We start from the raw sequence: 23,676 nt of genomic DNA, 5'->3' as shown, positions 1-23,676 counted from the left end.
GCCGCCCGTCAGTGGGTGGCGGCGGCGCGGGCGGCCGGGGAGGCGGCCAGGTAGGCGAGGGCCTGGGAGGAGGAGCCCTCCTGGGTGGGGTGGTACTTCGGGCGGAAGTAGCGCAGCGCCGAGCGGAACGCCTTCGCGGGCTCGGGGAGCAGGCCGCGCCGGGCGATCTGCTGCGCCTCCCGCCAGGTGGGCCGGACGGAGCCGCGCAGCGAGGGGTCGGCGGCCAGCAGGAAGCGGACGCCCCGCACCCACAGGTGGACCAGGGTGGGCCCGGCGATGGCCATGCCGCGCAGGCGGCGCAGGTAGCCCGGGTCCAGGTGGACCATCAGGTCGTAGGCCACGCTGCGGTGCTCCACCTCCTCCGCGCCGTGCCAGCGCAGCAGGTCGAGCATGGTGGGGTCGGCCTTGGCCCGGTCCAGGCCCGGGGAGTTGAGCACCCAGTTGCCGAGGAAGGCGGTGAAGTGCTCGATCGCCGCGACGAAGGCGACCCGCTCGATCAGGTACTCGCGCTGCTGGAGCGGGGACTGGCCGTCCCGGGGCCCGAGGATCCGGTGGAACAGCCAGGTCACCTGGCGCACGTACGGGCGGGGGTCGAGGCCCTGGCCGAGCAGGTGGTCCAGCACCTCCTGGTGGGCCTCCGCGTGGATGGCCTCCTGGCCGATGAAGCCGAGCACCTCCTCGCGCAGCTGGTCGTCGGTGATCAGCGGCAGGGCGTCCTTGAAGACCTCGACGAACCAGCGCTCGCCCTCGGGGAGCAGCAGGTGCAGCACGTTCACCGTGTGGGTGGCCATCGGCTCGTCGGGGATCCAGTGCAGCGGCAGCGCGGCCCAGTCGAAGTGGACGTCGCGGGGCTCCAGCACCAGGGAGTCGTGGACGGCGGGGGGCACAGCGGGACGGGACACGGGGGCCTCCTGACCGGCGGGTGGACGAGGGGTGACGACGGCTCGACCCCAGGCAAACTACTCGCGGGTATGGCGACCCACAAGGGTTTCGACCATTCTTATCGACAACGTGTCTAATAGCTTTCGGGTGACGCCCCGACCTGCGCCGCCACACCGGCGATTCCGCCCCGGACGATCACCTATCAACGGTTAACCTGACGAATCGTGAGCAGCCTTCGCCGCCCGCCCCGTTCGCTCCTCGCCCTGGCCCTGTGCGTCTCGGTGGCCACCGGCGCCACCGAGGCCCACGCCTCCCACCCCGCCGTCACGCCGGTCGCGCTGACCGACCAGCTGTCCGGCTCCGTCCTGGTCATGGCCGGGCCGCTGCCGCAGCTCGGCGAGCGCCGGCCGCCGGTGATCTGGTCCTGGAACGCCGAACGGGCCCCGGAGCTGGCCGGGATGAGACGCTCCGTGGGCGCCAACCCCACCGAGGCCAAGTCCCGCCGGTGGCACGGCCACCGCTACCTGCTCGCCACCGCCTCGGGCGGCCTGGCCGCCGTGGTCGAGCAGCGGTACCGGCAGGTGCGCTGGGCGGTCGACACCGGATCGGGCAACCCCCACAGCATCGAGCTGCTTCCGGACGGCAACGTCGCGGTCGCGAGCAGCGCCTCCGGCCAGCTCCGCCTCTACACCGCCTCGCAGGGTCCGCACAGCGACCACTACACCTGGCACCCGCTGCCCGGGGCGCACGGGGTGCACTGGGACGGCGCGCGTGGACTGCTCTGGGCCCTCGGCAGCACCGAGTTGACGGCCCTGCGCCCCGGCGGCACCCCCGCCGCGCCGACCCTCACCACCGTCCGGACCGTCCCGCTGCCCGGCCCGGGCGGCCACGACCTCGCTCCCGTGGCCGGAGCCCCGGGACGGCTGTGGATCACGGCCCGGGACCGGGTCTGGCAGTACGACCCGGCCGACGACTCCTTCACGCCCTTCCCCCGCGCGGAGAGCGGGGAGCCGGTCAAGAGCGTGGACGACGACCCCGTCACCGGCCAGGTGATGACCGTCTCCCCCGACCCCGACACCGCCTGCCCCTGGTGCAGCTCGACCCTGGCGCTCCACCGGCCGGACGGCCGCCGCGAGCTGGCCGGACTGCGCTTCTACAAGGCCCGCTGGTGGTACCCGCAGGACCGCTGAGCACCCGTCAGGCCGCCGGCCCGACCGCCCCGGGCCGCTCGGCGAACACCCAGCGGTTGGCCGCCAGCGCGTCGTCCGGCTCGGGCAGCGGGCCGCGGCCGTGCAGCGCGGTGAACTCGTACGGGCTGCACACCGTCACCGTCCAGCCTCGGGCGGCGAGTTCGGCGGCCGAGTCCGGGCGGCTGCCGGTGGCGAACAGCGCCACCAGGTCGATGCCGAGCCGCTCGCGGGCGGCGGCGTACACCGGTGAGGAGCGGATCACCGGGGACTCCGCGTCCACCTCCTTCACCTCGTACGCCAGGGTGCTGCCCGGGGCGCTCAGCCCGTCCAGGCGGGCGACCAGGCGGCGCTCGGCCTCGGCGGGCAGGTAGAGCAGCAGCCCCTCGGCCAGCCAGGCGGTCGGCAGCGCCGGGTCGAAGCCCGTGGCGGCGAGCGCCGCGGCCCAGTCCCCGCGCAGGTCGGCCGCGACCGTCCGGCGCTCCGCCGCGGGCCGCGCGCCGGTGCCGTCCAGCACCTGCTGCTTGAACGCCAGCACCGGCTCGGTGTCCAGCTCGTGGACCACGCAGCCGGCCGGCCAGTCCAGCCGGTAGGCCCTGGTGTCCAGGCCCGCGCCGAGCAGCACCACCTGCCGGACGCCGAGCTCCCGGGCGGACCGGAGCAGGTGGTCGTCCAACGCCCGGGTGCGCAGGCCGAAGTAGCGGCCGAGCCGGCCCCAGAGCGGATCGGCGTCTCCGCCGGGGACCTGGCCGGGACGGACCGGCCAGTCGGCCGGGTCGGCCCGGTCCGCCGCCGCCGCGCGGACGAAGTGCTCGGCCAGCGGGTCGCGGGCCAGGGCGTCCGGGCGGTGGGTCTCGACGGCCCGGGCCGCCGCCACCAGCAGGGCGGTGCGGCCCACCCCGACGGCCACCCCGCCCTGACCCCGGGTCAGCAGTTCGGTCATGCCCGCACCCCCTGCGGCTCCGGCGCCGCCCAGGCCGCCGGATCCGTCCCGGACAGGGTCCGGGCGCCGTACAGCGTGGCCGCGAAGCGCAGCACCTGTTCGTACGGGAGGTGGAGCGAGGTGGTGCAGTCCGTCAGCACGGTGATGTGGTGGCCCTTCTGGAAGGCGGTGCGGGCCGTGGAGTCCACGCAGACGTCGGCGAACAGCCCGGCCAGCACCAGGTGGCCGATCCCCCGCGCCCGCAGGTGCCGCTCGAAGCCCTCGGCCAGGAAGGCGTCGAAGCAGGCCCGTTTGGTGAAGACCCGCTCCTCCGGACCGGGCGAGACCCGGTGGAACTCGGCGCCCCAACTCCCCTCCGCGCACTTCGGGGGCCGCCCCCGGCGCAGGTCGCGGGCCCGCCAGGCGGGGCCCTGGTGGGCGGGGTCGCCGAGGAAGCGGACGAACACCACCTCCAGACCCCGCCGCCGGGCCTCGGCCACCGCCCGCTCGCAGCCCTCCGCCACCCGCTCCAGGACCGCCGGGTCCCCGGCGAACCGGGCGGTGGCGACCGGGCCCACGCAGAAGTCGTTCTGCAGGTCCACCACCACCAGCGCGGTCGCCGACCCGGTGACGGTGGCCGGGCCCACGGGGGCGACGGCCTGAGTGTCCGTCATGCGTTCCGCGCCAGGGCCGGGGTACGGGCCAGCCGCGCGAGCAGCGCGTACGCGACCTCGGTGGTGGAGTGCCGCCCGCCCAGGTCGGCGGTGGCCACCCCGTCCCGCTCCAGCTCGGCCAGGGCGGTCTCGACCCGCTCCACCGCCCCCGCGACACCCACGTGCCGCTCGGCGACCAGGGCGGCGGCCCGGACGGTGGCCACCGGGTTGACCAGGTCACGGCCCGCCAGGTCGTCGGCGGAGCCGTGCACCGTCTGGTACTCGACCAGGCCGGCCACGCCCCTGTCCAGGCAGACGTTCTCGGTGCAACGATTCTCCTGGCGCCCGGAGCCGAAGCGGTCCAGCAGCACGACGTGCATGATGTCGGCCCACTCGTTGCCCGCGATCAGCAGGGTGCGCTCCGGGAGGCCGTGGGCGATCAGGTTCCGGTTGACGGTGTCGGGCTGGTAGACCTCGATCGGCACGCCCAGCCGCTCGGCGGCGGCGGCCACCCAGCGGTCGAAGGCCCCGTCCAGCAGGTGGAACTTGTAGGCCATCAAGATCCGGTCGATCCGCCCGTCCGGCCACTCCCGGCGGGCCCGCCCCAGCGCGTGCTCGATCACCGCCTCGGTGAGCTCCTGACTGAAGGTCAGGGTGCGGGTGAGCCGGCCCGGGGCGTGCTCGTTCTCCCCGGTGTAGAAGCCCTGGGCCTGGTCGCGGACCAGCAGCAGTGACGTTCCTTCTTCCCGCAGCAGGTCGACCTTGACGGCCCGCAGCCGCCGGCGCACCAGGTAGAGCGACTGGGCGTTGATCGCGGTGCGGAAGACCGCGGTGGCGCCCCGGGCCGCCAGGCTCCGGCAGAACTCCTCGTAGTGCTCGGCGTCCCGCGCGGTCAGCCCCTGGATCTCGGCCGGGTCGCCCTCGCCGCGCAGCGAGACGTACGAGTGGTAGAGGCGGTCGGAGCGGACCAGCTCCACCCCGCCCGGGTGCCCCTCGGTGAGCGCGGCCAGCACCCGCTCGAAGACGGTGGCGAGCTCGGGACCGGTGCCCCGGCCGACCGCGAGCCCGATCACGGGCGCGGGCCCGGTCACGGAGTCGGTCGCGGCCGGGGCACCCGCCTGGCGGACGATCGCGTTCACCGGGCCGCCGCGCCGGAGAGGAGGCGGTCGCCCGCGATGCCGGCCTTCTCGGGCCGGTAGTAGTCGCGGATCGCCTCGGCCCAGACCGGCACCTCCACCCGGTCGCCGTCCACCGGGCCGAGGGCGTCGAACAGCGCCTCGATGTTGGGGAGTTCGAAGCCGATCGCGGTCATCACGGCCAGGAAGTCCGGCCGGGTGACCAGCTGGTCGCCGTCCGGGTCGGCCAGGCCGGCCAGCGCCTCGGCGAACTCGTCCACCACGGCGTCGAAGCGCTCGGGGTCGAGCACCACGGCCCGGAACTCCTCGGGGCTGATCCGGCCGTCGCCGTCCACGTCCAACTCGCGGACCAGGGTGTCCCAGTAGCGGTCCAGCGCGGCGGCCAGCCGGTCCTTCGCGACGGCGTCGGCCTGCGGCAGCGCCTCGGCGACCCGGCGGGTCATCAGGTCGAAGTCGTCCGGCTCCAGGACGCCGTTGCCGTCGACGTCGAAGAGCGAGAACACGAGTCCGACGCGGTCGGTGGCCTCGGAAGTGGGCATGGCGGAGCACCTCTCGGAGCGAAGGGGGAGTCGCGGCCGGTGATCTTGGCCTGGCCGCCGACCCAGTATCCAGCTCCGCCGGGCGCCGGATGATCCCGAACGGCCTACGGCCCGCCATTGCACCCGAACGAGGGAATCCGCCGCCGAGCGGGGGACGCGGAGGCGGTCAGACCGCCATCGCCAGCATCAGCGGCGCCGCCCGGTCGGCGAGCAACTCGGCTGCGGCACGCAGCCGGTGGGCCTGCTCGACCGGCAGCGAGGTGGCCAGGCAGCCGACCGTGGTGCCGGCCGAGACCGGGACGGCGGCGCAGACCGTGCCGAGCGAGTACTCCTGGATGTCCAGCACCGGGACGGTGGCGGGCTGGCGCTCCAGACGGTGCATCAGCTGCTGCTGGTCGGTGATGGTGCGGGCGGTCAGCCGGGCGGCGGGGTGGCGGGAGAGGTGGTCCCGCCGTCCGTCGTGGTCGAGCTGGCCGAGCAGGCACTTGCCGATCGCACTGGCGTGCGCGGTGGCCCGGAAGTCCACCCACTCCAGCACGGCGGGGGCGTGGTCGCCGGCGGCCACCGCCTCCACCGAGAGCTCGCCGTCGTGGTAGCGGCTGAAGTAGACGGCGGCGCCCAGCTCGTCGCGCAGTTCGCCCAGCCGCTGCTCCAGCCGGGCCCGCACCAGCTGCTCGCGGTTGTGCTGCCCGAGCACCGCGACCGCGCCGCCGAGCGTCCAGACCCCGTCCACCCGGGCCAGGTAGCCCTCGAGTTCGAGCGCCTCGGCCAGCTCCCGGACGGCGGGCAGCGGTATGCCCAGCTCGCGCGCCAGGGCCGCCTCGGGCACGCCACCGGGATGGCGGTCCACCGCCTCCAGCACCCGCAGCGCCCGCCGCAGCACTCCGAACGGCCCGGCCGAGACCGGCAATCCCCGCACCGACATGGCGACCCCCTCCGTACGCACCTGCCGCTCCCAGCGTATCCCCAGGGAGCGTTCGAGAACGGACCACCGGCGGGATTGCCCGACAGGTCGTCACCAGGTCCGTCAGCTCGGGCGGATGATCATCTCGTCATCTTGACGAGAAGGATCAGCCGGGATTATCGTCTTCATGACGATAAAGGAGAGGGACATGGCAGACATCACTCGGCGGTTCGGCTACCGGCACCTGCGGGCCGCACCCACCTCGTACGTCCGGCACCTGGAGCGCGGCAAGCTGCGCCGGGAGGGCGCCGGTCTGGCCTACTGGTTCCGCCCACTGGCCGCCAGCATCTCCGAAGTACCGGCGGACGACCGCGAGTTGACCCTGCTCTTCCACGCCCGCACGGCCGACTTCCAGGACCTCACCGTGCAGGCCACCGTCACCTACCGGATCACCGACCCGGCGGTCGCGGCCACCCGGGTGGACTTCGGCATCGACCTGGCCACCGGCCGCTGGCGGGGCGAACCGCTCGACCAGATCGGCGGGTTGCTCACCGAGACCGCCCAGCAGCACGCCCTGGAGCTGATCGCCCGCACCACCCTGGCCGCCGCGCTGGCCGACGGCATCACCCTGCTCCGCCAGCGGATCGGCGAGGGCCTGGGCGGCGACCAGCGCCTCGCCGAGACCGGGCTCGCGGTGATCGCGGTCCGGATCACCGCCCTGCGCCCCGAGGCCGAGCTGGAGCGGGCCCTGCGCACCCCCGCCCGCGAGCAGGTCCAGCAGGAGGCGGACCGGGCCACCTACGAGCGGCGCGCCGTCGCGGTCGAGCGGGAGCGCGCGATCGCCGAGAACGAACTCGCCAACCAGATCGAACTGGCCCGCCGCGAGGAGGAGTTGATCCAGCAGCAGGGCGCCAACGCCCGCCGCCAGGCCGAGCAGGCGGCGGCCGACGACGGCATCCGGGCCGAGGCCGAGGCGGTCCGCCGCACCCGGCTGGCCGCGGCCGAGGCGGAGGCCGCCACCATCCTGGCCACCGCCAAGGCCGAGAGCGACCGCGCGCTCGGCGAGGCCCGGGCGGCCGGCGAGGCGGCCTGGCTGGCGGCCCACCAGCAGGCCGGGCCCGAGGTGCTCAAGGCGCTGGCGCTGATCCGGATGGCCGAGCACCTGCCGAAGATCGACAGCGTCACCCTGACCCCGGACGTGCTGACCGGGCTGCTGACCAAGCTGGGCGGCGGGCAGTCGTCGTGACGCTCACCCCCCGGGTGGTGCTGGTGCACCGCCGCACCGAGTACGAGGAGCTGCTCGCCCGGCACGGCTCGCGCGGGCAGGCCTCCTTCTTCCTCGCCTCGCGCGGCCGTTCACTGGCCGAGGCGGAGCGGCGGCACGACCGGACGGCCGCCGCGCTGGCCGAGGTCTCGGCGGCCGTCCCGCTGGACTGGCGGCGCAGCCGGGTGGAGCGGGCCGACCTGGACCGCTTCCTCTTCACGCCCGAGGACGTGGTGGTCGTGGTCGGCCAGGACGGGCTGGTGGCCAACACCGCCAAGTACCTGACCGGGCAGCCGGTGATCGGGGTGGACGCCGACCCGGGGCGCAACGCGGGCGTGCTGGTCCGTCACCGTCCCGAGCGGGCGGGCCAGTTGCTGCGGGCCGCGGTCGGCGCGGGGGCCGACCGGCGCTTCGAGCAGCGGACCATGGTCGAGGTGGTGGCCGACGACACCCAGCGGCTGCTCGCCCTCAACGAGGTCTACCTGGGCCAGCGCGGCCACCAGACCGCACGCTACCGCCTGGCCGCCCCGGAGGCCCCGGAGGAGGCGCAGGCCTCCTCCGGCGTGCTGGTCGGCACCGGCACCGGGGCCACCGGCTGGTGCCGCTCCGTCTGGCAGGCCAGCCGCAGCACCCTCCCGCTGCCGGGGCCGGACGCCGCGGGCCTGGCCTGGTTCGTCCGGGAGGCCTGGCCCTCCCCCACCACCGGCACCTCCCAGGTCCAGGGCCTGCTGACGGAGGGCCAGACCCTCACCCTGACCGTCGAGTCCGACGAACTGGTCGCCTTCGGCGACGGCGTCGAGGCCGACACCCTCAGCCTCGGCTGGGGTCAGACGGTGCGGATCGGCATCGCCGCCCAGCGCCTGCGGCTGCTGTGAGGGCCGCGAGGGCCCCGATGGTCCGTCACCACTGGCTCCACGGGAGGGTCACCACTGGCTCCACGGGAGGGTCCAGCCGCTCAGGCCGTTCTCCGGCTGGACGGTCTCGCCCTTGGAGTTGACGATCGAGACCACGTCGCCGATCCGGGACTCCTCGTAGAACTTGCCCGCGTCGGAGGACTTGCTGCCCGCCTCGGTGTCGAACAGGCCGACGCAGCCGTGGCTGTAGTTGCCGCGGCCGATGTTCTGGTTCCAGGAGTTGCCGTGCACGTAGGTGCCGGTGTCGGTGAGCTTCATGGCGTGCGGGACGGCGGCCAGGTCGTAGGGCTCGCCCCTGACGCCGGGGACGGTGGCCGAGTTCATCCGGGTGACCCGCTCCTTGGAGAAGATCACCATCGTGCCGTTCCAGGACGGGTTCTGGTCGTTCCCCGCCGAGATGGGGACGGAGCGGGAGCCGGCCGCCGTGGTGACGGTCATCCGGTGGGTCTTGGCGTCCACCGTGCTGATCCGGCTCTCGCCGACGGTGAAGCTCTCCTCGGCGTCCTTGTCGCCGTACAGGCCCGGGGTGATCTCCACGCTCTTCAGCCGGTACTTGACGGTGACCTTGGTGCCCGGCTTCCAGTACTCCTGCGGGCGGAAGTCCAGCCGGGTGTCGTCCTCCAGCCAGTGGCCCCGGGCCACGGTGCCGTCGCTGCCCTGGACGGTGACCGCCTTGGCCACCGCGTCCTTGTCCTTGACCTGCTTGCCGAAGTTGACCGAGACGATCATCCCGACGCCGTAGGTCTCCCCCGAGCCGATGTTGTCCCGGACCGACACCTTGCCGGCCGGCACCAGCGTGGTGAAGCCGCTGCTCACCGCCGAGACCAGCCCCTGGCCGTCCTTCGCCTGCGCGCTGACGGTGTAGGCGGTCCCGGCGACCAGGCCGCCCTCCGGCGTCCAACTCCGGCCGTCGGCAGCGGTGGTGCCCGCCACCTTGGTGCCGTTCTTGTCCGTCACCACCACCTCGGACAGCGTGCCGCCGTCCACCTCCACCTTGAGCGCCCCGGCCAGCCGGACGTCCGCCGCCCCGTTCGCCGGGCTCACCCGCAGCACCGCCGCCGAGCTCTTCGGCAGCACCTCCGCCGAGGCCGACGCCGAGACCGGGGCCGCCCCGGACGCGGCCGCCTTCGGCTCCCCCGTCGTACCGCCGCAGGCCGTCCCCAGCACCAGCACACTGCCCATCACCGCTGCGGCCCCGGCCGCCCGTCCGTACGTCACGTGCTCCCCCTCGTTCATGGTTCACGCTCTATACGCTCCGACGGGGCCGGAAGGTTGCACCCGGTCCGGCGGCGGCGGGGCGTCAGAACGCGAAGGTCTCGCAGTGGATCCGGCCGCGCGGCACGCCCGCGGTCTCCAGGGCCGAGACGGCGGAGGCGGTCATACCGGGTGAGCCGCAGAGGAAGACGTCCCGCGCGGTGGAGCGGGGAGTCCTGAGGAGCTCCGGCACAACGCGCCCGGGCCGGGTCCCTCCCCCACTGCCCGAGGGGGAGGGACCCGGCCCGTGAGGGTGGGTCAGGTGGTACGGGTGGGTCAGTTGTCGTTGCCCGCGCGGAGCTTGGTGACGGCGGCCTCCAGGCGGGCGCCGTACTCCTCGTCGGCCGCGTGGAAGTGGGCGAGGTTCTTCTCGACGACGTCGTCGCGGGAGACCTGGGAGAGGAAGCCCGCGATGTTGTCGATCAGGCGGGTCTTCTCGCCGGCCGACATCAGGCGGTAGAGCTCACCGGCCTGGAAGAAGTCGTCGTCCTTGGTGTGCTGCGGCGTCACGTAGGTGCCGGTGTGGCCGGTGACCGCGACGGGGGCGGCCAGCGGGGCGTCGGTCTGGGACGGGCCGTCGTACGAGTTGGGCTCGTAGTTCTTGGCGTCCTTGCCGTTGCGGGCCACGGCGGAGAAGCCGTCCTGGCCGTAGTTCTGCGCGGTGGTGGCCTTGGGGGCGTTGACCGCGAGCAGGGTGTGGTTGACGCCGAGGCGGTAGCGCTGGGCGTCCGCGTAGGCGAACAGGCGGCCCTGGAGCATCTTGTCCGGGGAGGCGCCGATGCCCGGCACGAAGTTGTTCGGCGAGAACGCGGACTGCTCGACCTCGGCGAAGACGTTGTCGGGGTTCCGGTTCAGCACCAGGCGGCCGACCTTGACCAGCGGGTAGTCCGCGTGCGGCCAGACCTTGGTCAGGTCGAAGGGGTTGAAGCGGTAGTCGGCGGCCTCGGCCACCGGCATCAGCTGCACGTACAGGGTCCAGGACGGGAAGACGCCCCGCTCGATGGCCTGGTGCAGGTCGCGCTGGTGCGAGTCGGCGTCGGCGCCGAGCACCTCGGCGGACTGGCCGCCGTCGAGGGAGCGGATGCCCTGGTTGGTCTTGAAGTGGTACTTGACCCAGAAGGACTCGCCCTGCTCGTTGGTCCACTGGTAGGTGTGCGAGCCGTAGCCGTTCATGTGGCGGTACGAGGCCGGGATGCCGCGGTCGCCGAAGAGCCAGGTGATCTGGTGGGTGGAGGCCGGCGAGTGGGCCCAGAAGTCCCAGACGTTGTCGGCTTCCTGGATGCCGGTGTACGGGTCGCGCTTCTGCGAGTGGATGAAGTCGGGGAACTTGATCGGGTCCTTGATGAAGAACACCGGGGTGTTGTTGCCGACCAGGTCGTAGTTGCCCTCGCGGGTGTAGAACTTCAGCGCGAAGCCGCGGGGGTCGCGGACTGCGTCCGAGGAGCCGAGGGCGCCGGCGACGGTGGAGAAGCGCAGGAAGACCTCGGTGCGCTGGCCCACGGCCGAGAGGAAGTCGGCCTTGGTGTACTGCGAGACCTCGTCGGTGACCTCGAAGTAGCCGTAGGCACCGGAGCCGCGGGCGTGCACGACGCGCTCCGGGATGCGCTCGCGGTTGAAGCGGGCCAGCTTCTCCAGCAGCTGCTGGTCCTGGATCAGCAGCGGGCCGTACTCGCCGGCGGAGGCGGAGTTCTGGTTGTCGGCGACCGGGGCGCCGGACTCGGTGGTGAGGATCTTCGACATGAGGGTCCTTCAAGTAGCAGCGGTGCGAGGTGTTTTAGGGGCGGCAACGGAGGGTCGGCGCGGAACTGCGGCAGAGCGGTGGGCTGGCAGCGCAGTTCCTCGCGCCCCTGGCCTAGACGCCGAGCAGGCGCCAGATGGCCGAGCGGCGGCGGGAGGACTGCTCGCCGTCGGGGCCGTCGGTCGGCTGCAGGGCAGCGACGGCGGCGGTGGTCGCGGCGGCGTCCGCGAGCGGGCGGGCGGCGGTCAGCTCGGTGGCCTCCGCCGGGGTGAGGCCGGCCTCGGCGAGGGCCTGCTCGGCCTCGGCGGCGGGGACGGCGTTGAACCAGCGGAGCGCGAGGGCGGCGCGGCCGGCCTCGGTGAGCTTGCCGGTGAGGCGCAGGCGGGCCAGTCCGCCGTCCGGGTAGACGTTGATCCGCACGTGGGTGGCGTTGCGTCCGGCGGCGAGCCGGAAGCGGTGCCGGGTGTCGGGCTGGAGGCGGGTGCGGGGCAGCAGCTCGAACCAGCCGTCCGCGTCGGTGGACGGGTCGCCGCCGGTGGAGGCGTCGTAGCCGACCAGGTCGGCCCAGCCAGGGGCGTTGGCGACGAAGTAGGAGGTGTCCACCTCCGCCGCCAGGACCTCGCCGCCCCCGGCCAGGGCGATCTGTACCCAGTCGTTGGCCTTGTCGCGCCGACGCCGGGTCTCCCAACCGTCGCCCATGACGGAGGCGCGACCGGGAGCGTTCAGGTTGTGCGGGGACGAGAAGTAGCGGTCCGAGGCGGCCTCGGCCACGCCGCCGAACTCCTGGGCGGCCAGGTCGAAGCTGAGACCGTCCAGCTCGCGCGGGTCGGGCAGCACCTCGCCGTGCACCCGCAGGCGGGCCACGCCGCCGTCGGGCCAGATGTTCAGCCGGACGTGGGTGTAGCGGGTCGGGTCGGTGACCTCGAACTCGTGGGCGGTGTTGCCCTGGAGGGCGGTGCGCGGCACCAGGTCGGTCCACTCGGCGGCGGCCAGCTCCTCGGGCGAGGGGTGGCCGGGGACGGAGGCGCCCTGGACGGAGCCGGTCTCCGGGTAGTTGCCGGTGAAGAAGGCGGTGTCCACGATCACGCCGTGGATCCGGCCGGGGACGCCGAGCCGGACGACCGCCCAGTCGTGGTCCTCGTCGGTGGGGTGCGGCTGCTCGGCCGAGACGCCGCGGCGGCGCTTGGACTCCCAGCCGTCCATGATCTGGCCCTTGTGGCCGAAGGTGTGCGGGCGGAACTCGGCGGGCTTGGCGACCAGCAGGTTCTCCGCGTCCGCGAAGGTGTCCTCGTTGGTGTCGACCACGCCGGCGCCCAGCAGGCGCGAGGCCAGGTTGACCAGCTCGGTGAACGGAGCGCTCGGGGTCTGACCGGTGCTCAACTGAGGTCTCCTTCTTCGTTGTTGCGGATCTGACGGCCGAACGGCGCGGCCTCGACGTCGATCACCCGGCCGCGGAGCCAGGTGGTGCGGACGGAGCCGCTCAGGGTCTTGCCCGCGTACGGCGTCACGGGGTTGCGGTGGTGGAGGTCCTCGGCGACCACGGCGAACTCGGCGTCGGGGTCGAAGGCCACCAGGTCGGCGTCGTTCCCGACGGCGATGGCGCCCTTGGTGCCGGTGAGGCCGGCCAGCTCGGCAGGGCCGCTGCTCATCCAGCGGACCAGGTCCGTCAGGGTGTGGCCGCGGCGGCGGGCCTCGGTCCAGACGGCCGGCAGGCCGAGCTGGAGGGAGGCGATGCCGCCCCAGGCGGCGGCGAAGTCGCCGCTGCCGCCGTAGCGCTGAAGGAGCTTCAGGTCCGGGGTGGAGGGCGAGTGGTCGGAGACCACGGCGATGAACTCGCCGGCCGCCAGCGCCGCCCAGAGCTGGTCCCGGTTGGACTCGTCGCGGATCGGCGGGCAGCACTTGAAGGCGGTGTCGCCGTCCGGCACCTCCTCGGCCGCGAGGGTGAGGTAGTGCGGGCAGGTCTCGGCGGTCACCCGGACGCCGTCCTCGCGGGCCTGGCGCAGCAGCGGCAGCACGGCGGCGGAGGAGACGTGCAGGATGTGGACGCGGGCGCCGGTGCGGCGGGCCGTGTCGAGCAGCCGGGCCACGGCGGCGGCCTCGGCGTCGTCGGGCCGGGAGGCCAGGAAGTCGCGGTAGTGCACGCCCGGGTGCTGCGGGGCGGCGTCCAGGACGGCCGGGTCCTCGGCGTGGATGATGGCCAGCGCGCCGATCCGGGCCTGCTCGGCCAGCGCGGCCTCCAGGTCCTCCTGCTCGACGTGCGGGAACTCGTCCACCCCGGAGGGGGCGAGGAAGCTCTTGAAGCCGAACACGCCCTCGCGGTGCAGCGGTTCGAGGTCGGCCACGTTGCCGGGGATCGCCCCGCCCCAGAAGCCGAGGTCGACCCAGGCCTGGCCCTCGGCGATCTTCCGCTTGGCCTCCAGGCCCTCGACCGTGGTGGTCGGCGGGATGGAGTTGAGCGGCATGTCGATGATGGTGGTGACGCCGCCGGTGGCGGCCGCCTTGGTGGCGGTGGCGAAGCCCTCCCACTCGGTGCGGCCGGGCTCGTTGACGTGCACGTGGGTGTCGACCAGGCCGGGCAGCAGCGCGGTGTCGCCGAGGTCGGTGAGGTGGGCGTCGCCGACGAGCAGGGAGCCGTGCTCGGCGATCTGCTCGATCCGGCCGTCCCGGACCAGCACGTCAGCGGGGCGCTCGCCGTCCGGCAGGACCACGCGGCGGGAGCGGATCACCGCCGTGCTGGCGGGCGTCTCGCTGATGGGCATGGGGACCTCCGGGAATAGCGAAGGCGGACAAGGCAATTGGGGCCCGTTCACCGGGTCGCCAGCTGCGATTGCTCGGAGCCTAGGCCCGCCTTCAACAAAACGTCAATGTAGGAAAGTACGATCGGTCAGGCCTGCAGGAGTTCGGCCGCCAGCCGCTCCCCCGCGACCTCGGCCAGCTCCCCCGCCTTGGTCATGGAGTCCCCCGGCTGCTCGGCCAGGTCGGTCAGCGCGTACGCCGCGACGAAGCCGGCCGACCGCCACTGGGGCTCCGAGAGCTCCAGCCGTCCGGCCACGGCGGCCACCCGAACCCCCGCCCGAGTGGCCGCCGCGGCGACACCGGCGGGGGCCTTGCCGTGCAGCGTCTGCGCGTCCAGGCATCCCTCACCGGTCACGACGAGTCGTGCCCCACGCACGGCCTCGTCGAAGCCCAGCAGTTCGAGCAGCAGCTCGATGCCGGGTCGCATGGTGGCGCCGAGCAGGGCCAGGGCGGCGAAGCCGACCCCTCCTGCCGCCCCGGCGCCGGGGGCGTCACGGAAGTCCTTGCCACTGACCCCGCGGACCACGTCCGCCCAGCGGGTCAGGCCCTCCTCCAGGATCACCAGGTCGTCGCCGTCGGCACCCTTCTGCGGTCCGTAGACGGCGGTCGCGCCGCGCGGGCCGAGCAGCGGGTTGTCCACGTCGCAGGCGACCACGACCTGGACGCCCTTCAGGGTGTCGGCCAGCGTGCCCGGGTCGATCCGGTCCAGCTTGCGCAGCGCGGCGCCGCCGGGGGCGAGCTCCAGGCCGTCGGCGTCGTAGAGGCCGACCCCGAGGGCCTGGACCATGCCGGCCCCGCCGTCGGTGCAGGCGCTGCCGCCGAGGCCCAGCACGATCCGCTTGGCGCCCAGGCTGACGGCCCGTCCGATCAGGGTGCCGACCCCGTAGGAGCCGGCCGCGAGCGGCGCGGTGCGGCCGCCGGGGAGCCGGGCCAGGCCGCTGGCCTGGGCGAGCTCGACCACGGCGGTGTCCCCGCGCAGGGCGATCGCGGCGTCCACCGGCAGGCCGGTCGGACCGGCCACCTTGACGGCGACCTTCTTGAAGCCGGCGGCCAGCGCGGCGGCCAGGGTGCCCTCGCCGCCGTCGGCGACCGGGAGCTCGCGGATGTCCGCACCGGGGGCCACCCGGCGGATGCCGGCCGCGATCCTGGCGGCGACCTCGGCGCCCTCCAGGGTGCCCTTGAACTTGTCAGGGGCTACCACGATGTGACCCATGGGGACTCTCCGTTGCTCGCGCTCGATACGTCGTCAGGCCGATCATCTGCCCGGAATGACCGGGGTGCGACCCCCTCCCCGCCGTTCCCCCCGCTCCGCTTCCGACGTACGGGGGGCTCCCCTCGGCGGGGAGGGGGCCGGGCGGCGCTGGTGCTCGGAACGACCGAAGGACCGAGCGCACCGCCGGCTTGGCACGGTCGGCGGACGGGTGGATGAGCACCGGACCCGTCGGCCGACCGAACTGTGGCCCCCTGGCGACGCGGGCACGACCGGACAGGTACACGCCGCCAGGGGGAGCTATGGGGTTACTTGACCTCGCGGCCCGAGAGGCGCTCGACGCCGCGGAGCAGGGCCGAGTGGTCCAGCGAGCCGTCGCCGTTGGCGCGGGCCGAGGCGACCAGCTGGGCCACCACGGCGCCGACCGGCAGGGCCGCACCGACGGCACGGGCGGCGTCGGTGACGATGCCCATGTCCTTGTGGTGCAGGTCGATCCGGAAGCCCGGGGCGAACTGACGGTCGATCATGTTGCCCTTCTTGCGGTTCAGCACGGTGGAACCGGCCAGACCGCCGCCGAGCACGTCGAGCGCGGCCGGCAGGTCCACGCCCGCGTTCTCCAGGAAGACCACGGCCTCGGCCAGGACCTGGATGTTGACCGCCACGATCAGCTGGTTGGCCGCCTTCACGGTCTGGCCGGCACCGGCCGGGCCGACGTGGATGACGGTGGTGCCGAGCGCGTCGAACAGCGGCTTGGCCTCGGCGAAGTCCGCCGCCTCGCCGCCGACCATGATGGAGAGCACGGCCTCGACCGCGCCGGCCTCGCCACCGGAGACCGGGGCGTCCAGGGTGCGGACGCCCTTCGCCTTGGCGGCGGCCTCGACCTTGATCGAGGTCTGCGGGGTGATGCTGGACATGTCGATGACCAGGGTGCCCGGGGCCACGTTCTCCAGCACGCCGCCCTCACCGAGGATGGCCTGCTCCACGTGCGGGTCGGCCGGGACCATCGTGATGACGACCTCGGCGTCCTTCACGGCGTCGGCGATCGAGGTCGCGCCGTGGCCGCCCGCCGCCACCAGGGCGTCGATCTGGGGCTGGGTCAGGTTGTAACCGGTCACGTGGTGGCCGGCCTTGACCAGGTTGGCGGCCATCGGGCTGCCCATGATGCCGAGGCCGATGAAGGCGATCTTGCGGCTCATCGCGATACGTCCTTTGGTGCGGGGAGGAATGTGAGGGTCAGTTGGAGCGGAGCTCGCGCGGGAGCCACTCGAAGCTGTCGGCGGAGACGCCGGTCGACGGCTTGTACTCCAGGCCGATCCGGCCGGTGTAGCCGGCGGCGGTGAGGCGGGCGAACAGGTCCTCGAAGTCCAGCTCGCCGGTGCCGGGCTCGTTGCGCGCCGGGGTGTCGGCGATCTGCACGTGGCCGATCCGGTCGGCGTACTTCGTGATCACCTCGGCCAGGTCCTCGCCGTTGCGGGCCAGGTGGTAGAGGTCGCAGAGGAACTTCGCGTTCCCGAGGCCGGTGGCGGCGTTCACCTTGTCCACCACCTCGATCGCGGCCTCGGCGGAGAGCAGGGCGTAGTCCGGGGACTCGACCTTGTTCAGGGTCTCGATCAGCAGCACGGCGCCGATCGAGTGCGCGGCCTGGGCGGCCAGCGTGAGGTTCTCCAGCGCGAGCTCGTCCTGCTCGGCGGCGGAGACGCCCTCCACCCGGTTGCCGTAGAGCGCGTTGAGCGCCTTGGTGCCCAGCGACTCGGCGAGCGCGACGGTCACCGGCAGGTTCTCCCGGAAGCGCTCGCGCTCGGCCGGGACGGAGACGGTGCCGCGGGCGCCCTTGGTCAGGTCGTCCAGGAAGTTGAGGCCGGTCAGCTGCACGCCCGCGTCGGTGAACGCCTTGCGCAGCGCGTCCAGCTCCGCCTCGGACGGCGTGTGGTTCTCCCCGAAGGGCCACCAGAGCTCGGCGGCGGTGAAGCCGGCGGCCGCGGCGGCGGCGGGGCGCTCCAGGAGCGGGAGCTCGCTGAACAGGATCGACAGGTTGACCGTGTACGTGTGCTGGGAAGCGGCAGTCACGCCCATCACCTTTCACTCTTCCGATCCGAGACTTCCACGATCCGGAAGACGGATTCTGCTTGATGGAAGCTTGCCCTGCCGTCCGATGGACCGTCAAGACCGCTCGCAACATTTTGTTGAAGCTCTCCGTCGAGTCCTGCCCCTTCCGCCAAAACGCCTGATCGATAGAGTGACCAGGTGCGATTGATGGTGGAGTTCACGACAGAACCGTTCGAGCGGGACACGTTCCCCGAGCACGCCGAGGCGGCCCTGAAGGCGGTGACCGACGCCGGACTCGAGGTGGCGGTCGGCCCCTTCGGGACCGACGCCCGGGGCGAGGCCGAGGACGTCGTCACCGCTGTGACCACGCTGCTGCGCGAGACCCTGGCGGCCGGCGCCACCCGGATCTCCGTCCAGGTCAGCGTGCTGGACCAGGAAGAGGAAGGAGGGGGTAGCGCGTGAGCGAGGCCCTGGATCACCCGCTGGCATCGGCGATAAAGCCGCTGCTGGAGGCCGTCGGCGCGACCGAGGTCGCGCTCGACGAGGCCCGCCCGGACGACGTGGTGCTGGAGTGGGAGGGCCGGGCGGCGATCGCCGTCCGACTGCCGCACCTGAGCAGTGCACTGGACCGTCTGCTGGCCGAGATGACCCGTCAGTTCGACGGGCGTCCGCTGACCGAGCTGGACCGGTACGAGAAGCAGCGCGTGGTCGCCCTCCTGGAGGAGCGCGGCGCCTTCACCGTCCGACACGGCGTGGAGACCGTCGCCAGCGCCCTCGGCGTCAGCCGGTTCACGGTGTACAACTACCTGAACCGACAGGACGGTTCGAAGGGCTGACCTGACGCTGTCCGCCCCGTCCACTGGCTGCGGCCGGGGCGCCGCGCCCAGTCTTGCCGACACGGCGGACCGGGCACACTTGGCGAATCGCACACCAAAAGGGCCGGTCAGAGCACTTGGCCCAAAACGTAACCACCAACAGTTCAACAAAGTGTTGACGGCTACGGGTGGCGGATCTAGCTTTTCCGGGTGGCACCACTCTTCAGGAGGCCCACCCGTGACCAGCCCCATCGACGCTCTTGACGCTCTGGCGGCGGCCCCCGCCGCCGAGCTGACGGAGACCCTGCTGGAGATCTGCTCCAGCCCCAGCTGGGCCGCCCTCGTGGCGGACACCCGGCCGTGGTCCGACCGGGCCGAGCTGCTCGCCGCCAACGAGGCGGCGATGGCGAAGCTGACGGTCGAGGACCTGAACGACGCGATGGCCGGCCACGCCCGGATCGGCAAGCCCAAGACGGGCGACGCCACCTCCGAGCGGGAGCAGGCCGGCATCCGGGGAGTCGATTCCGCACTCCTCGACGAACTGCACGGGGCGAACGCCGCCTACGAGGCGAAGTTCGGCCACGTGTTCCTGATCTGCGCGACCGGCCGCACGGCCGACACCATGCTCACCGCACTCCGCGAGCGCTTCCCGAACGACGCCGCCACCGAGGCGGAGATCGTCCGGGGCGAGCTGCGCAAGATCAACGACATCCGGATCAACCGACTGCTGGACGAGTCCTGAACTCCCGCCAGTACGTCAACTCCTGCCATCAGTAAGGTCATTCAACCCATGACTGGCATCTCCACGCACGTGCTCGACACCAGCCTCGGCCGCCCGGCCGAGGGCGTCCCGGTCGAGCTCGCACTGCACACCGAGGGTGGCTGGCAGGTGCTCGGCACCTCCGCCACGGACTCCGACGGCCGGGCCAAGGACCTGCCGGCCGTGGAGGCGGGCTCGGTCGTCCGGCTGCTCTTCGACACCTCCGCCTACTACGCGAAGAAGTCCGAGGAGCCGCCGTTCTTCCCCGAGGTCTCGATCGTCTTCACGGTCGCGCCCGCGCAGCACCACTACCACGTGCCGTTGCTGCTCAACCCGTTCGGATACTCGGTCTACCGCGGAAGCTAGTAGACCGCTGGAACCCTTAGGAGCCGTCATGGCCCACGTGCTCGGTCAGAACCAGTACGGCAAGGCGGAGAACCGCATCGTCCGGGTCTACCGTGACTCCACCCGTCACGAGATCAAGGACCTGAACGTCTCGGTCGCCCTGCGCGGCGAGTTCGACGACGTCCACCTCACCGGCTCGAACGCCAACTGCCTGCCCACCGACACCACCAAGAACACCGTGTACGCCTTCGCCAAGGAGTACGGCATCGAGTCCGCGGAGGCCTTCGGCATCCAGCTGGCCCGCCACTTCGTGGACAACACCGAGCGCGGCGTGGTGCACAGCGCCCGGATCCGGATCGAGGAGTACACCTGGGACCGGATCAAGACCCCGGACAACTCGGCCCGCTTCATCGGCTCCGAGGAGGTCGGCCACTCCTTCGTCCGCAACGGCGGCGAGGTGCGCACCAGTGAGATCGTCTACGACGGCACCACCGTGTCGGTGATCTCCGGCCTCAAGGACCTCACCGTCCTGAACTCCACCAACTCGGAGTTCTGGGGCTACATCAAGGACAAGTACACCACCCTCCAGGAGGCGTACGACCGGATCCTCGCCACCCAGGTGACGGCCCGGTGGAAGTACTCCTTCGACGGCACCGAGGGCTCGGCCGAGCCGAACTGGAACCGCTCGTACCAGCACGTCAAGCGCCACCTGCTGGAGGCGTTCGCCGAGACCTACTCCTACTCGCTGCAGCAGACCCTGCACGGGATGGGCACCCGGGTGCTGAACAACCGGGCCGAGGTGGACGAGGTCCGCCTGGAGCTCCCGAACAAGCACCACTTCCTGGTGGACCTCTCGCCCTTCGGCCTGAAGAACGAGAACGAGGTCTACTACGCCGCCGACCGGATGTACGGCCTGATCGAGGGCACCGTGCACCGCGAGGGCGTCACCCCGGTCATCCCGGTCGCCTGATCGCCGAGCTGAGGCACCGTCATGACCGTCGTCCAGCACCGCTGCACCCCCCGGCCGCACCCGGCCGGACGGTGCCGGACGGCCCGCTCCGCCCGCTCCACCTGTTTCTCCACCCCCACCTACCGGAGATCGTGCTCGCCTCGCGGCGGCCGGCCCGGGGAGCCGGAGGAACACCCCGAGGGACCCTTGCACCGCCGTCCCGCCCTCGGGCATTCTCCAGCGCCACGGGCACGCCGGGAGTCACGAGCACAAGAGGGGCTCGACATGGCACTCCCCAACACCCGAACCACTGACGGCGGTTCCACCCCGGAAGGACCCGAGCGGCCGGACGGAGCGTCACCGAACCTCCCCGACGACCCGGCCGGCCGCCCGGTCCACCCCGTGGACGAGCTGCTGCCCACGGTGAAGCTCTTCACCACCGGACTCCAGCACGTCGCCGCGATGTACGCGGGTGTGGTCGCACCCCCGCTGATCGTCGGCGCCGGTGTGGGCCTGTCCCCCACCGAGCTCGCCCTGCTCATCTCGGCCAGCCTGTTCACCGCGGGCCTGGCCACCCTCCTCCAGACGCTGGGCGTCTGGAAGATCGGCGCACGGCTGCCGTTCGTGAACGGCGTCTCGTTCGCCGGCGTCGCACCGATGCTGGCCATCGCCAAGGAGCACGGCCCTCAGGACGCGCTCCCGGTGATCTTCGGCGCGGTGATCGTCGCGGGGATCCTGTGCTTCCTCGCGGCACCGTGGTTCTGCAAGCTCATCAGGTTCTTCCCACCGGTCGTCCAGGGCACCGTGATCACCCTCATCGGGGTGTCCCTGCTACCGGTGGCGGTCAACTGGGCCCGCGGCGGCACCCCCGGTGCCCCCGGCTACGGCTCCGTGAAGGCCATCGGTCTCGCCGCGCTCACCCTCACCGCGGTGGTGCTCTGCAACAAGCTGCTCCGCGGCTTCTGGCAGCAGCTCTCGCTGCTGATCGGACTCGCGATCGGCACCGCGCTGGCCTTCCCCCTCGGGCTGGCCGACTTCGGGGCGGTCTCGGAGGCGAAGGTCTTCGCCCTGCCCTCCCCCTTCCACTTCGGCGCCCCGGTCTTCGAGGTCACCGCGATCGTCTCGATCTGCATCGTGATGATCGTCTCGATGACCGAGTCCACCGCCGACATGCTGGCCCTGGGCCGGATCGTCGAGCGCGAGGCGGACGAGCCCACCCTGGCCGCCGGCCTGCGGGCCGACGGGCTGGCCACCGCGATCAGCCCGGTCTTCAACGGCTTCGCGGCCAGCGCCTTCGCCCAGAACATCGGGCTGGTGGCACTGACCAACATCCGCAGCCGCTTCGTGGTCGCGGCCGGCGGCGGGATCCTGATCCTGCTCGGCCTCTTCCCGGTGCTCGGCTCGGTGGTCTCGCTGGTGCCCTCGCCGGTGCTCGGCGGCGCCGGGATCGTGCTCTTCGGCACGGTCGCGGCCAGCGGCATCCGGACCCTGGCCGAGGCGGGGATGCAGTCCAGCGCCAACACCATCCTGGTCTCGGTCTCGCTCGGGGTCGGCATCATCCCGATCGCCGCCCCGACCTTCTACGACGCCTTCCCGGAGGCCGTCCGCACGCTGATGCACTCCGGCATATCCGCCGGCTGCGTCCTGGCCGTCCTGCTCAACCTTCTCTTCCACCACGTCGGTGCGAACCGCCCTGCCCCGCAGGGAAGTCCGCACGGCGCGGCGTCAACGGCGACGCCGTCCTGAACGGTGCGGGGCGCACAGCGCTCACTGCGCGCCCCGCACCCTCCCCCCATAGGAGACACACCATGGCAGTCCAGCCCCCGCCCGCCGACCAGCGGATCGTGATCGAGAACGTCGCGATCGCGACGGTCGACGCCAACGACACCGAGTACGCCCGCGGCCACGTCGTGGTGCTCGGCAACAAGATCGAGTCGGTCGGTGCGGGCCCCGCCCCCGCGTGGCTGGACAACGTGGTGCGCCGGATCAACGGGGAGGGCCACCTGGTCACCCCGGGTCTGGTCAACACCCACCACCACTTCTACCAGTGGATCACCCGCGGCCTGGCCCAGGACAACATCCTCTTCGACTGGCTGGTCGCGCTCTACCCGACCTGGGCCCGGATCGACGACAAGCTGGTGCACGCGGCCGCCCAGGGCTCGACCGCCGCCCTGCTCAAGTCCGGCTGCACCACCGCCTCGGACCACCACTACGTCTTCCCGCAGGGCGGCGGCGACATCCTCGGCGCCTCGATCGAGGCCGTCCAGGAGCTCGGCATGCGCTTCACCGCGCTGCGCGGCTCGATGGACCGCTCGCAGAAGGACGGCGGCCTGCCGCCGGACCACGCGGTGGAGAAGACCGAGGACATCCTGATCGCCTCCGAGGCGGCCGTGGACAAGTGGCACGACTCCTCCTTCGGCTCGATGCTGCACGTGGCCATCGCGCCCTGTTCGCCCTTCTCGGTCTCCACCGAACTCCTCAAGCAGTCGGCCGAGTTGGCCCGCCGCAAGGGCGTGCGGCTGCACACCCACGGCTCGGAGACGGCCGAGGAGGAGGAGTTCTGCAAGCAGCTCTTCGGCATGGGCCCCACCGACTACTTCGAGTCCACCGGCTGGCTCGGCGAGGACGTCTGGATGGCGCACTGCGTCCACATGAACGACTCCGACATCGCCAAGTTCGCCGAGACCGGCACCGGTGTCGCGCACTGCCCGTCCTCCAACGCCCGTCTGGCGGCCGGCATCGCCCGCGTCCCGGACATGCTGCAGGCCGGCGTCCCGGTCGGCCTCGGCGTGGACGGCACCGCCTCCAACGAGTCCGGCGAGCTCGGCACCGAGCTGCGCAACGCGCTGCTGATCAACCGTCTGCACGGCAGCCCGAAGGCGCTCACCGCCCGCTCGGCGCTGCGCCTGGGCACCATGGGCGGCGCCCGGGTGCTGGGCCGTCAGAACGAGATCGGCTCCATCGAGGTCGGCAAGCTGGCCGACCTGGCGCTCTGGAAGATCGACGGCGTGATGCACTCCTCGATCGCCGACCCGGTGGCCGCCCTCACCTTCGGCGCCCTGCCCCCGCTGGCCCTGCTGCTGGTCAACGGCAACCCGGTGGTCGAGAAGGGCCTGCTCACCACGGTGAACGAGGACAGGATCGCGCAGAACGCGGCCCGCGCCGCCCGCGAGCTGGCCTCGCGCGGCTGATCCCCCCTCAACTCCGGGACCGCGTCAGGGACGGCGCGGCACCCGGATCCACCCCTCGGGGTGGAGGCGGCCCCGGACTCACGGCGAGAGTCCGGGGCCGTCCCGTACCCCCACGTTGCCACCGCACGGCGGGCCGTGCCAGGCTGACGGCCGTTCGAACGAGGCGGGAGG

Annotated in this window: 24 protein-coding genes; 10 read left to right on the top strand and 14 right to left on the bottom strand. The window is 72.6% G+C overall.

Translation table 11 applies throughout. The features are described from left to right. Positions 1-8: 8 nt before the first annotated feature. Positions 9-902 (bottom strand): metal-dependent hydrolase, encoded by an 894-nt coding sequence (locus ACWCYY_RS01155; RefSeq protein WP_345280218.1) that lies wholly within the window; start codon positions 900-902, stop codon positions 9-11. A gap of 204 nt (positions 903-1,106) precedes the next feature. Here ACWCYY_RS01155 and ACWCYY_RS01150 point away from each other — a divergent pair, with 204 nt between their 5' ends. Beyond that, positions 1,107-2,072: a DUF6528 family protein gene (locus ACWCYY_RS01150; protein ID WP_449794710.1), complete on the top strand. Its 966-nt coding sequence runs from the start codon at positions 1,107-1,109 to the stop codon at positions 2,070-2,072. Positions 2,073-2,079: 7 nt separating this feature from the next. Here ACWCYY_RS01150 and ACWCYY_RS01145 read toward each other — a convergent pair whose 3' ends face one another. The 5 genes from ACWCYY_RS01145 to ACWCYY_RS01125 all read right to left on the bottom strand — a co-directional run bounded on the left by ACWCYY_RS01145 (position 2,080) and on the right by ACWCYY_RS01125 (position 6,244). Further along, on the bottom strand, positions 2,080-3,012 hold the full coding sequence (locus ACWCYY_RS01145; protein WP_449794709.1) for an SAM-dependent methyltransferase: 933 nt from the start codon (positions 3,010-3,012) through the stop codon (positions 2,080-2,082). Further along, positions 3,009-3,665, bottom strand: coding sequence for a cysteine hydrolase family protein (locus ACWCYY_RS01140; RefSeq protein WP_345280223.1), 657 nt, complete (start codon positions 3,663-3,665; stop codon positions 3,009-3,011). The genes ACWCYY_RS01145 and ACWCYY_RS01140 overlap by 4 nt, the downstream gene beginning before the upstream one ends. Beyond that, the gene (locus tag ACWCYY_RS01135; protein WP_449794708.1) at positions 3,662-4,783 is read right to left on the bottom strand and encodes an isocitrate/isopropylmalate family dehydrogenase; all 1,122 of its coding nucleotides are present in this window, start codon (positions 4,781-4,783) and stop codon (positions 3,662-3,664) included. Before ACWCYY_RS01135 ends, ACWCYY_RS01140 begins: the two co-directional genes overlap by 4 nt. Beyond that, positions 4,780-5,319, bottom strand: a complete 540-nt coding sequence (locus ACWCYY_RS01130; RefSeq protein ID WP_345280225.1) for an EF-hand domain-containing protein — start codon at positions 5,317-5,319, stop codon at positions 4,780-4,782. Before ACWCYY_RS01130 ends, ACWCYY_RS01135 begins: the two co-directional genes overlap by 4 nt. Before the next feature lie 166 nt (positions 5,320-5,485). Continuing rightward, positions 5,486-6,244, bottom strand: coding sequence for an IclR family transcriptional regulator (locus ACWCYY_RS01125; protein WP_449794707.1), 759 nt, complete (start codon positions 6,242-6,244; stop codon positions 5,486-5,488). 187 nt (positions 6,245-6,431) lie between these two features. Here ACWCYY_RS01125 and ACWCYY_RS01120 point away from each other — a divergent pair, with 187 nt between their 5' ends. Together ACWCYY_RS01120 and ACWCYY_RS01115 are read left to right on the top strand one after the other, a co-directional pair. Continuing rightward, entirely contained in the window at positions 6,432-7,469 is a 1,038-nt protein-coding gene (locus ACWCYY_RS01120; protein WP_345280227.1) for an SPFH domain-containing protein, read from the top strand. Continuing rightward, positions 7,466-8,362 (top strand): hypothetical protein, encoded by an 897-nt coding sequence (locus ACWCYY_RS01115; protein ID WP_449794706.1) that lies wholly within the window; start codon positions 7,466-7,468, stop codon positions 8,360-8,362. Before ACWCYY_RS01120 ends, ACWCYY_RS01115 begins: the two co-directional genes overlap by 4 nt. Positions 8,363-8,410: 48 nt before the next feature. Here ACWCYY_RS01115 and ACWCYY_RS01110 read toward each other — a convergent pair whose 3' ends face one another. From ACWCYY_RS01110 to ACWCYY_RS01075, 8 genes are all read right to left on the bottom strand, one after another. Next, a complete protein-coding gene (locus tag ACWCYY_RS01110; protein WP_449794705.1) occupies positions 8,411-9,637 on the bottom strand; it encodes a L,D-transpeptidase in 1,227 nt (408 codons plus the stop codon). Between the two features lie 64 nt (positions 9,638-9,701). Continuing rightward, positions 9,702-9,848, bottom strand: coding sequence for a hypothetical protein (locus ACWCYY_RS01105; protein WP_449794704.1), 147 nt, complete (start codon positions 9,846-9,848; stop codon positions 9,702-9,704). An 83-nt stretch (positions 9,849-9,931) separates the two neighbouring features. After that, entirely contained in the window at positions 9,932-11,395 is a 1,464-nt protein-coding gene (locus ACWCYY_RS01100; protein WP_345280233.1) for a catalase, read from the bottom strand. Between the two features lie 112 nt (positions 11,396-11,507). Next, on the bottom strand, positions 11,508-12,773 hold the full coding sequence (gene alc, locus ACWCYY_RS01095; protein ID WP_345280235.1) for an allantoicase: 1,266 nt from the start codon (positions 12,771-12,773) through the stop codon (positions 11,508-11,510). After that, positions 12,770-14,152, bottom strand: a complete 1,383-nt coding sequence (allB, locus tag ACWCYY_RS01090) for an allantoinase AllB (protein ID WP_345280237.1) — start codon at positions 14,150-14,152, stop codon at positions 12,770-12,772. The genes alc and allB overlap by 4 nt, the downstream gene beginning before the upstream one ends. A 125-nt stretch (positions 14,153-14,277) precedes the next feature. After that, on the bottom strand, positions 14,278-15,402 hold the full coding sequence (locus tag ACWCYY_RS01085) for a glycerate kinase (protein ID WP_449794703.1): 1,125 nt from the start codon (positions 15,400-15,402) through the stop codon (positions 14,278-14,280). 305 nt (positions 15,403-15,707) lie between these two features. Beyond that, the gene (locus ACWCYY_RS01080; protein WP_345280241.1) at positions 15,708-16,595 is read right to left on the bottom strand and encodes a 2-hydroxy-3-oxopropionate reductase; all 888 of its coding nucleotides are present in this window, start codon (positions 16,593-16,595) and stop codon (positions 15,708-15,710) included. A gap of 37 nt (positions 16,596-16,632) precedes the next feature. After that, a complete protein-coding gene (locus tag ACWCYY_RS01075) occupies positions 16,633-17,472 on the bottom strand; it encodes a TIM barrel protein (RefSeq protein WP_345280243.1) in 840 nt (279 codons plus the stop codon). Positions 17,473-17,652: 180 nt separating this feature from the next. On the opposite strand from ACWCYY_RS01075, the gene ACWCYY_RS01070 reads away from it, so the two are divergent. The 7 genes from ACWCYY_RS01070 to ACWCYY_RS01040 all read left to right on the top strand — a co-directional run bounded on the left by ACWCYY_RS01070 (position 17,653) and on the right by ACWCYY_RS01040 (position 23,505). Beyond that, positions 17,653-17,907 carry a thiamine-binding protein gene (locus tag ACWCYY_RS01070; RefSeq protein ID WP_345280245.1) on the top strand — a complete coding sequence of 85 codons (255 nt, stop codon included), beginning with the start codon at positions 17,653-17,655 and terminating at the stop codon, positions 17,905-17,907. Then, positions 17,904-18,281 carry a helix-turn-helix domain-containing protein gene (locus tag ACWCYY_RS01065; RefSeq protein ID WP_345280247.1) on the top strand — a complete coding sequence of 126 codons (378 nt, stop codon included), beginning with the start codon at positions 17,904-17,906 and terminating at the stop codon, positions 18,279-18,281. Before ACWCYY_RS01070 ends, ACWCYY_RS01065 begins: the two co-directional genes overlap by 4 nt. Positions 18,282-18,498: 217 nt before the next feature. Then, positions 18,499-19,002, top strand: coding sequence for a 2-oxo-4-hydroxy-4-carboxy-5-ureidoimidazoline decarboxylase (gene uraD, locus ACWCYY_RS01060; protein ID WP_345280248.1), 504 nt, complete (start codon positions 18,499-18,501; stop codon positions 19,000-19,002). A gap of 48 nt (positions 19,003-19,050) precedes the next feature. Next, positions 19,051-19,386 carry a hydroxyisourate hydrolase gene (gene uraH, locus ACWCYY_RS01055; RefSeq protein ID WP_345280250.1) on the top strand — a complete coding sequence of 112 codons (336 nt, stop codon included), beginning with the start codon at positions 19,051-19,053 and terminating at the stop codon, positions 19,384-19,386. A gap of 28 nt (positions 19,387-19,414) precedes the next feature. Continuing rightward, positions 19,415-20,335 (top strand): factor-independent urate hydroxylase, encoded by a 921-nt coding sequence (gene pucL / locus ACWCYY_RS01050; RefSeq protein ID WP_345280252.1) that lies wholly within the window; start codon positions 19,415-19,417, stop codon positions 20,333-20,335. A gap of 264 nt (positions 20,336-20,599) precedes the next feature. Further along, entirely contained in the window at positions 20,600-22,060 is a 1,461-nt protein-coding gene (locus ACWCYY_RS01045) for a nucleobase:cation symporter-2 family protein (RefSeq protein WP_345280254.1), read from the top strand. A gap of 62 nt (positions 22,061-22,122) precedes the next feature. Further along, positions 22,123-23,505 carry an 8-oxoguanine deaminase gene (locus ACWCYY_RS01040; protein WP_345280256.1) on the top strand — a complete coding sequence of 461 codons (1,383 nt, stop codon included), beginning with the start codon at positions 22,123-22,125 and terminating at the stop codon, positions 23,503-23,505. Positions 23,506-23,676: the final 171 nt, after the last annotated feature.

This window comes from Kitasatospora sp. NPDC001664, from assembly GCF_053596675.1.
The sequence above is the reverse complement of the archived record's forward strand: the minus strand, read 5'-3'. Positions and strand labels throughout refer to the sequence as shown.

What these genes read in the sequence shown, in the direction of transcription:
- ACWCYY_RS01145 (WP_449794709.1), bottom strand. Translation starts at nt 3,012, where the DNA reads ATGACCGAACTGCTGACCCGGGGTCAGGGCGGGGTGGCCGTCGGGGTG.
- ACWCYY_RS01140 (WP_345280223.1), bottom strand. Translation starts at nt 3,665, where the DNA reads ATGACGGACACTCAGGCCGTCGCCCCCGTGGGCCCGGCCACCGTCACC.
- ACWCYY_RS01130 (WP_345280225.1), bottom strand. Translation starts at nt 5,319, where the DNA reads ATGCCCACTTCCGAGGCCACCGACCGCGTCGGACTCGTGTTCTCGCTC.
- ACWCYY_RS01125 (WP_449794707.1), bottom strand. Translation starts at nt 6,244, where the DNA reads ATGTCGGTGCGGGGATTGCCGGTCTCGGCCGGGCCGTTCGGAGTGCTG.
- ACWCYY_RS01120 (WP_345280227.1), top strand. Translation starts at nt 6,432, where the DNA reads ATGGCAGACATCACTCGGCGGTTCGGCTACCGGCACCTGCGGGCCGCA.
- ACWCYY_RS01110 (WP_449794705.1), bottom strand. Translation starts at nt 9,637, where the DNA reads ATGAACGAGGGGGAGCACGTGACGTACGGACGGGCGGCCGGGGCCGCA.
- ACWCYY_RS01100 (WP_345280233.1), bottom strand. Translation starts at nt 11,395, where the DNA reads ATGTCGAAGATCCTCACCACCGAGTCCGGCGCCCCGGTCGCCGACAAC.
- allB (WP_345280237.1), bottom strand. Translation starts at nt 14,152, where the DNA reads ATGCCCATCAGCGAGACGCCCGCCAGCACGGCGGTGATCCGCTCCCGC.
- ACWCYY_RS01085 (WP_449794703.1), bottom strand. Translation starts at nt 15,402, where the DNA reads ATGGGTCACATCGTGGTAGCCCCTGACAAGTTCAAGGGCACCCTGGAG.
- ACWCYY_RS01080 (WP_345280241.1), bottom strand. Translation starts at nt 16,595, where the DNA reads ATGAGCCGCAAGATCGCCTTCATCGGCCTCGGCATCATGGGCAGCCCG.
- ACWCYY_RS01075 (WP_345280243.1), bottom strand. Translation starts at nt 17,472, where the DNA reads ATGGGCGTGACTGCCGCTTCCCAGCACACGTACACGGTCAACCTGTCG.
- ACWCYY_RS01070 (WP_345280245.1), top strand. Translation starts at nt 17,653, where the DNA reads ATGGTGGAGTTCACGACAGAACCGTTCGAGCGGGACACGTTCCCCGAG.
- uraH (WP_345280250.1), top strand. Translation starts at nt 19,051, where the DNA reads ATGACTGGCATCTCCACGCACGTGCTCGACACCAGCCTCGGCCGCCCG.
- pucL (WP_345280252.1), top strand. Translation starts at nt 19,415, where the DNA reads ATGGCCCACGTGCTCGGTCAGAACCAGTACGGCAAGGCGGAGAACCGC.
- ACWCYY_RS01045 (WP_345280254.1), top strand. Translation starts at nt 20,600, where the DNA reads ATGGCACTCCCCAACACCCGAACCACTGACGGCGGTTCCACCCCGGAA.
- ACWCYY_RS01040 (WP_345280256.1), top strand. Translation starts at nt 22,123, where the DNA reads ATGGCAGTCCAGCCCCCGCCCGCCGACCAGCGGATCGTGATCGAGAAC.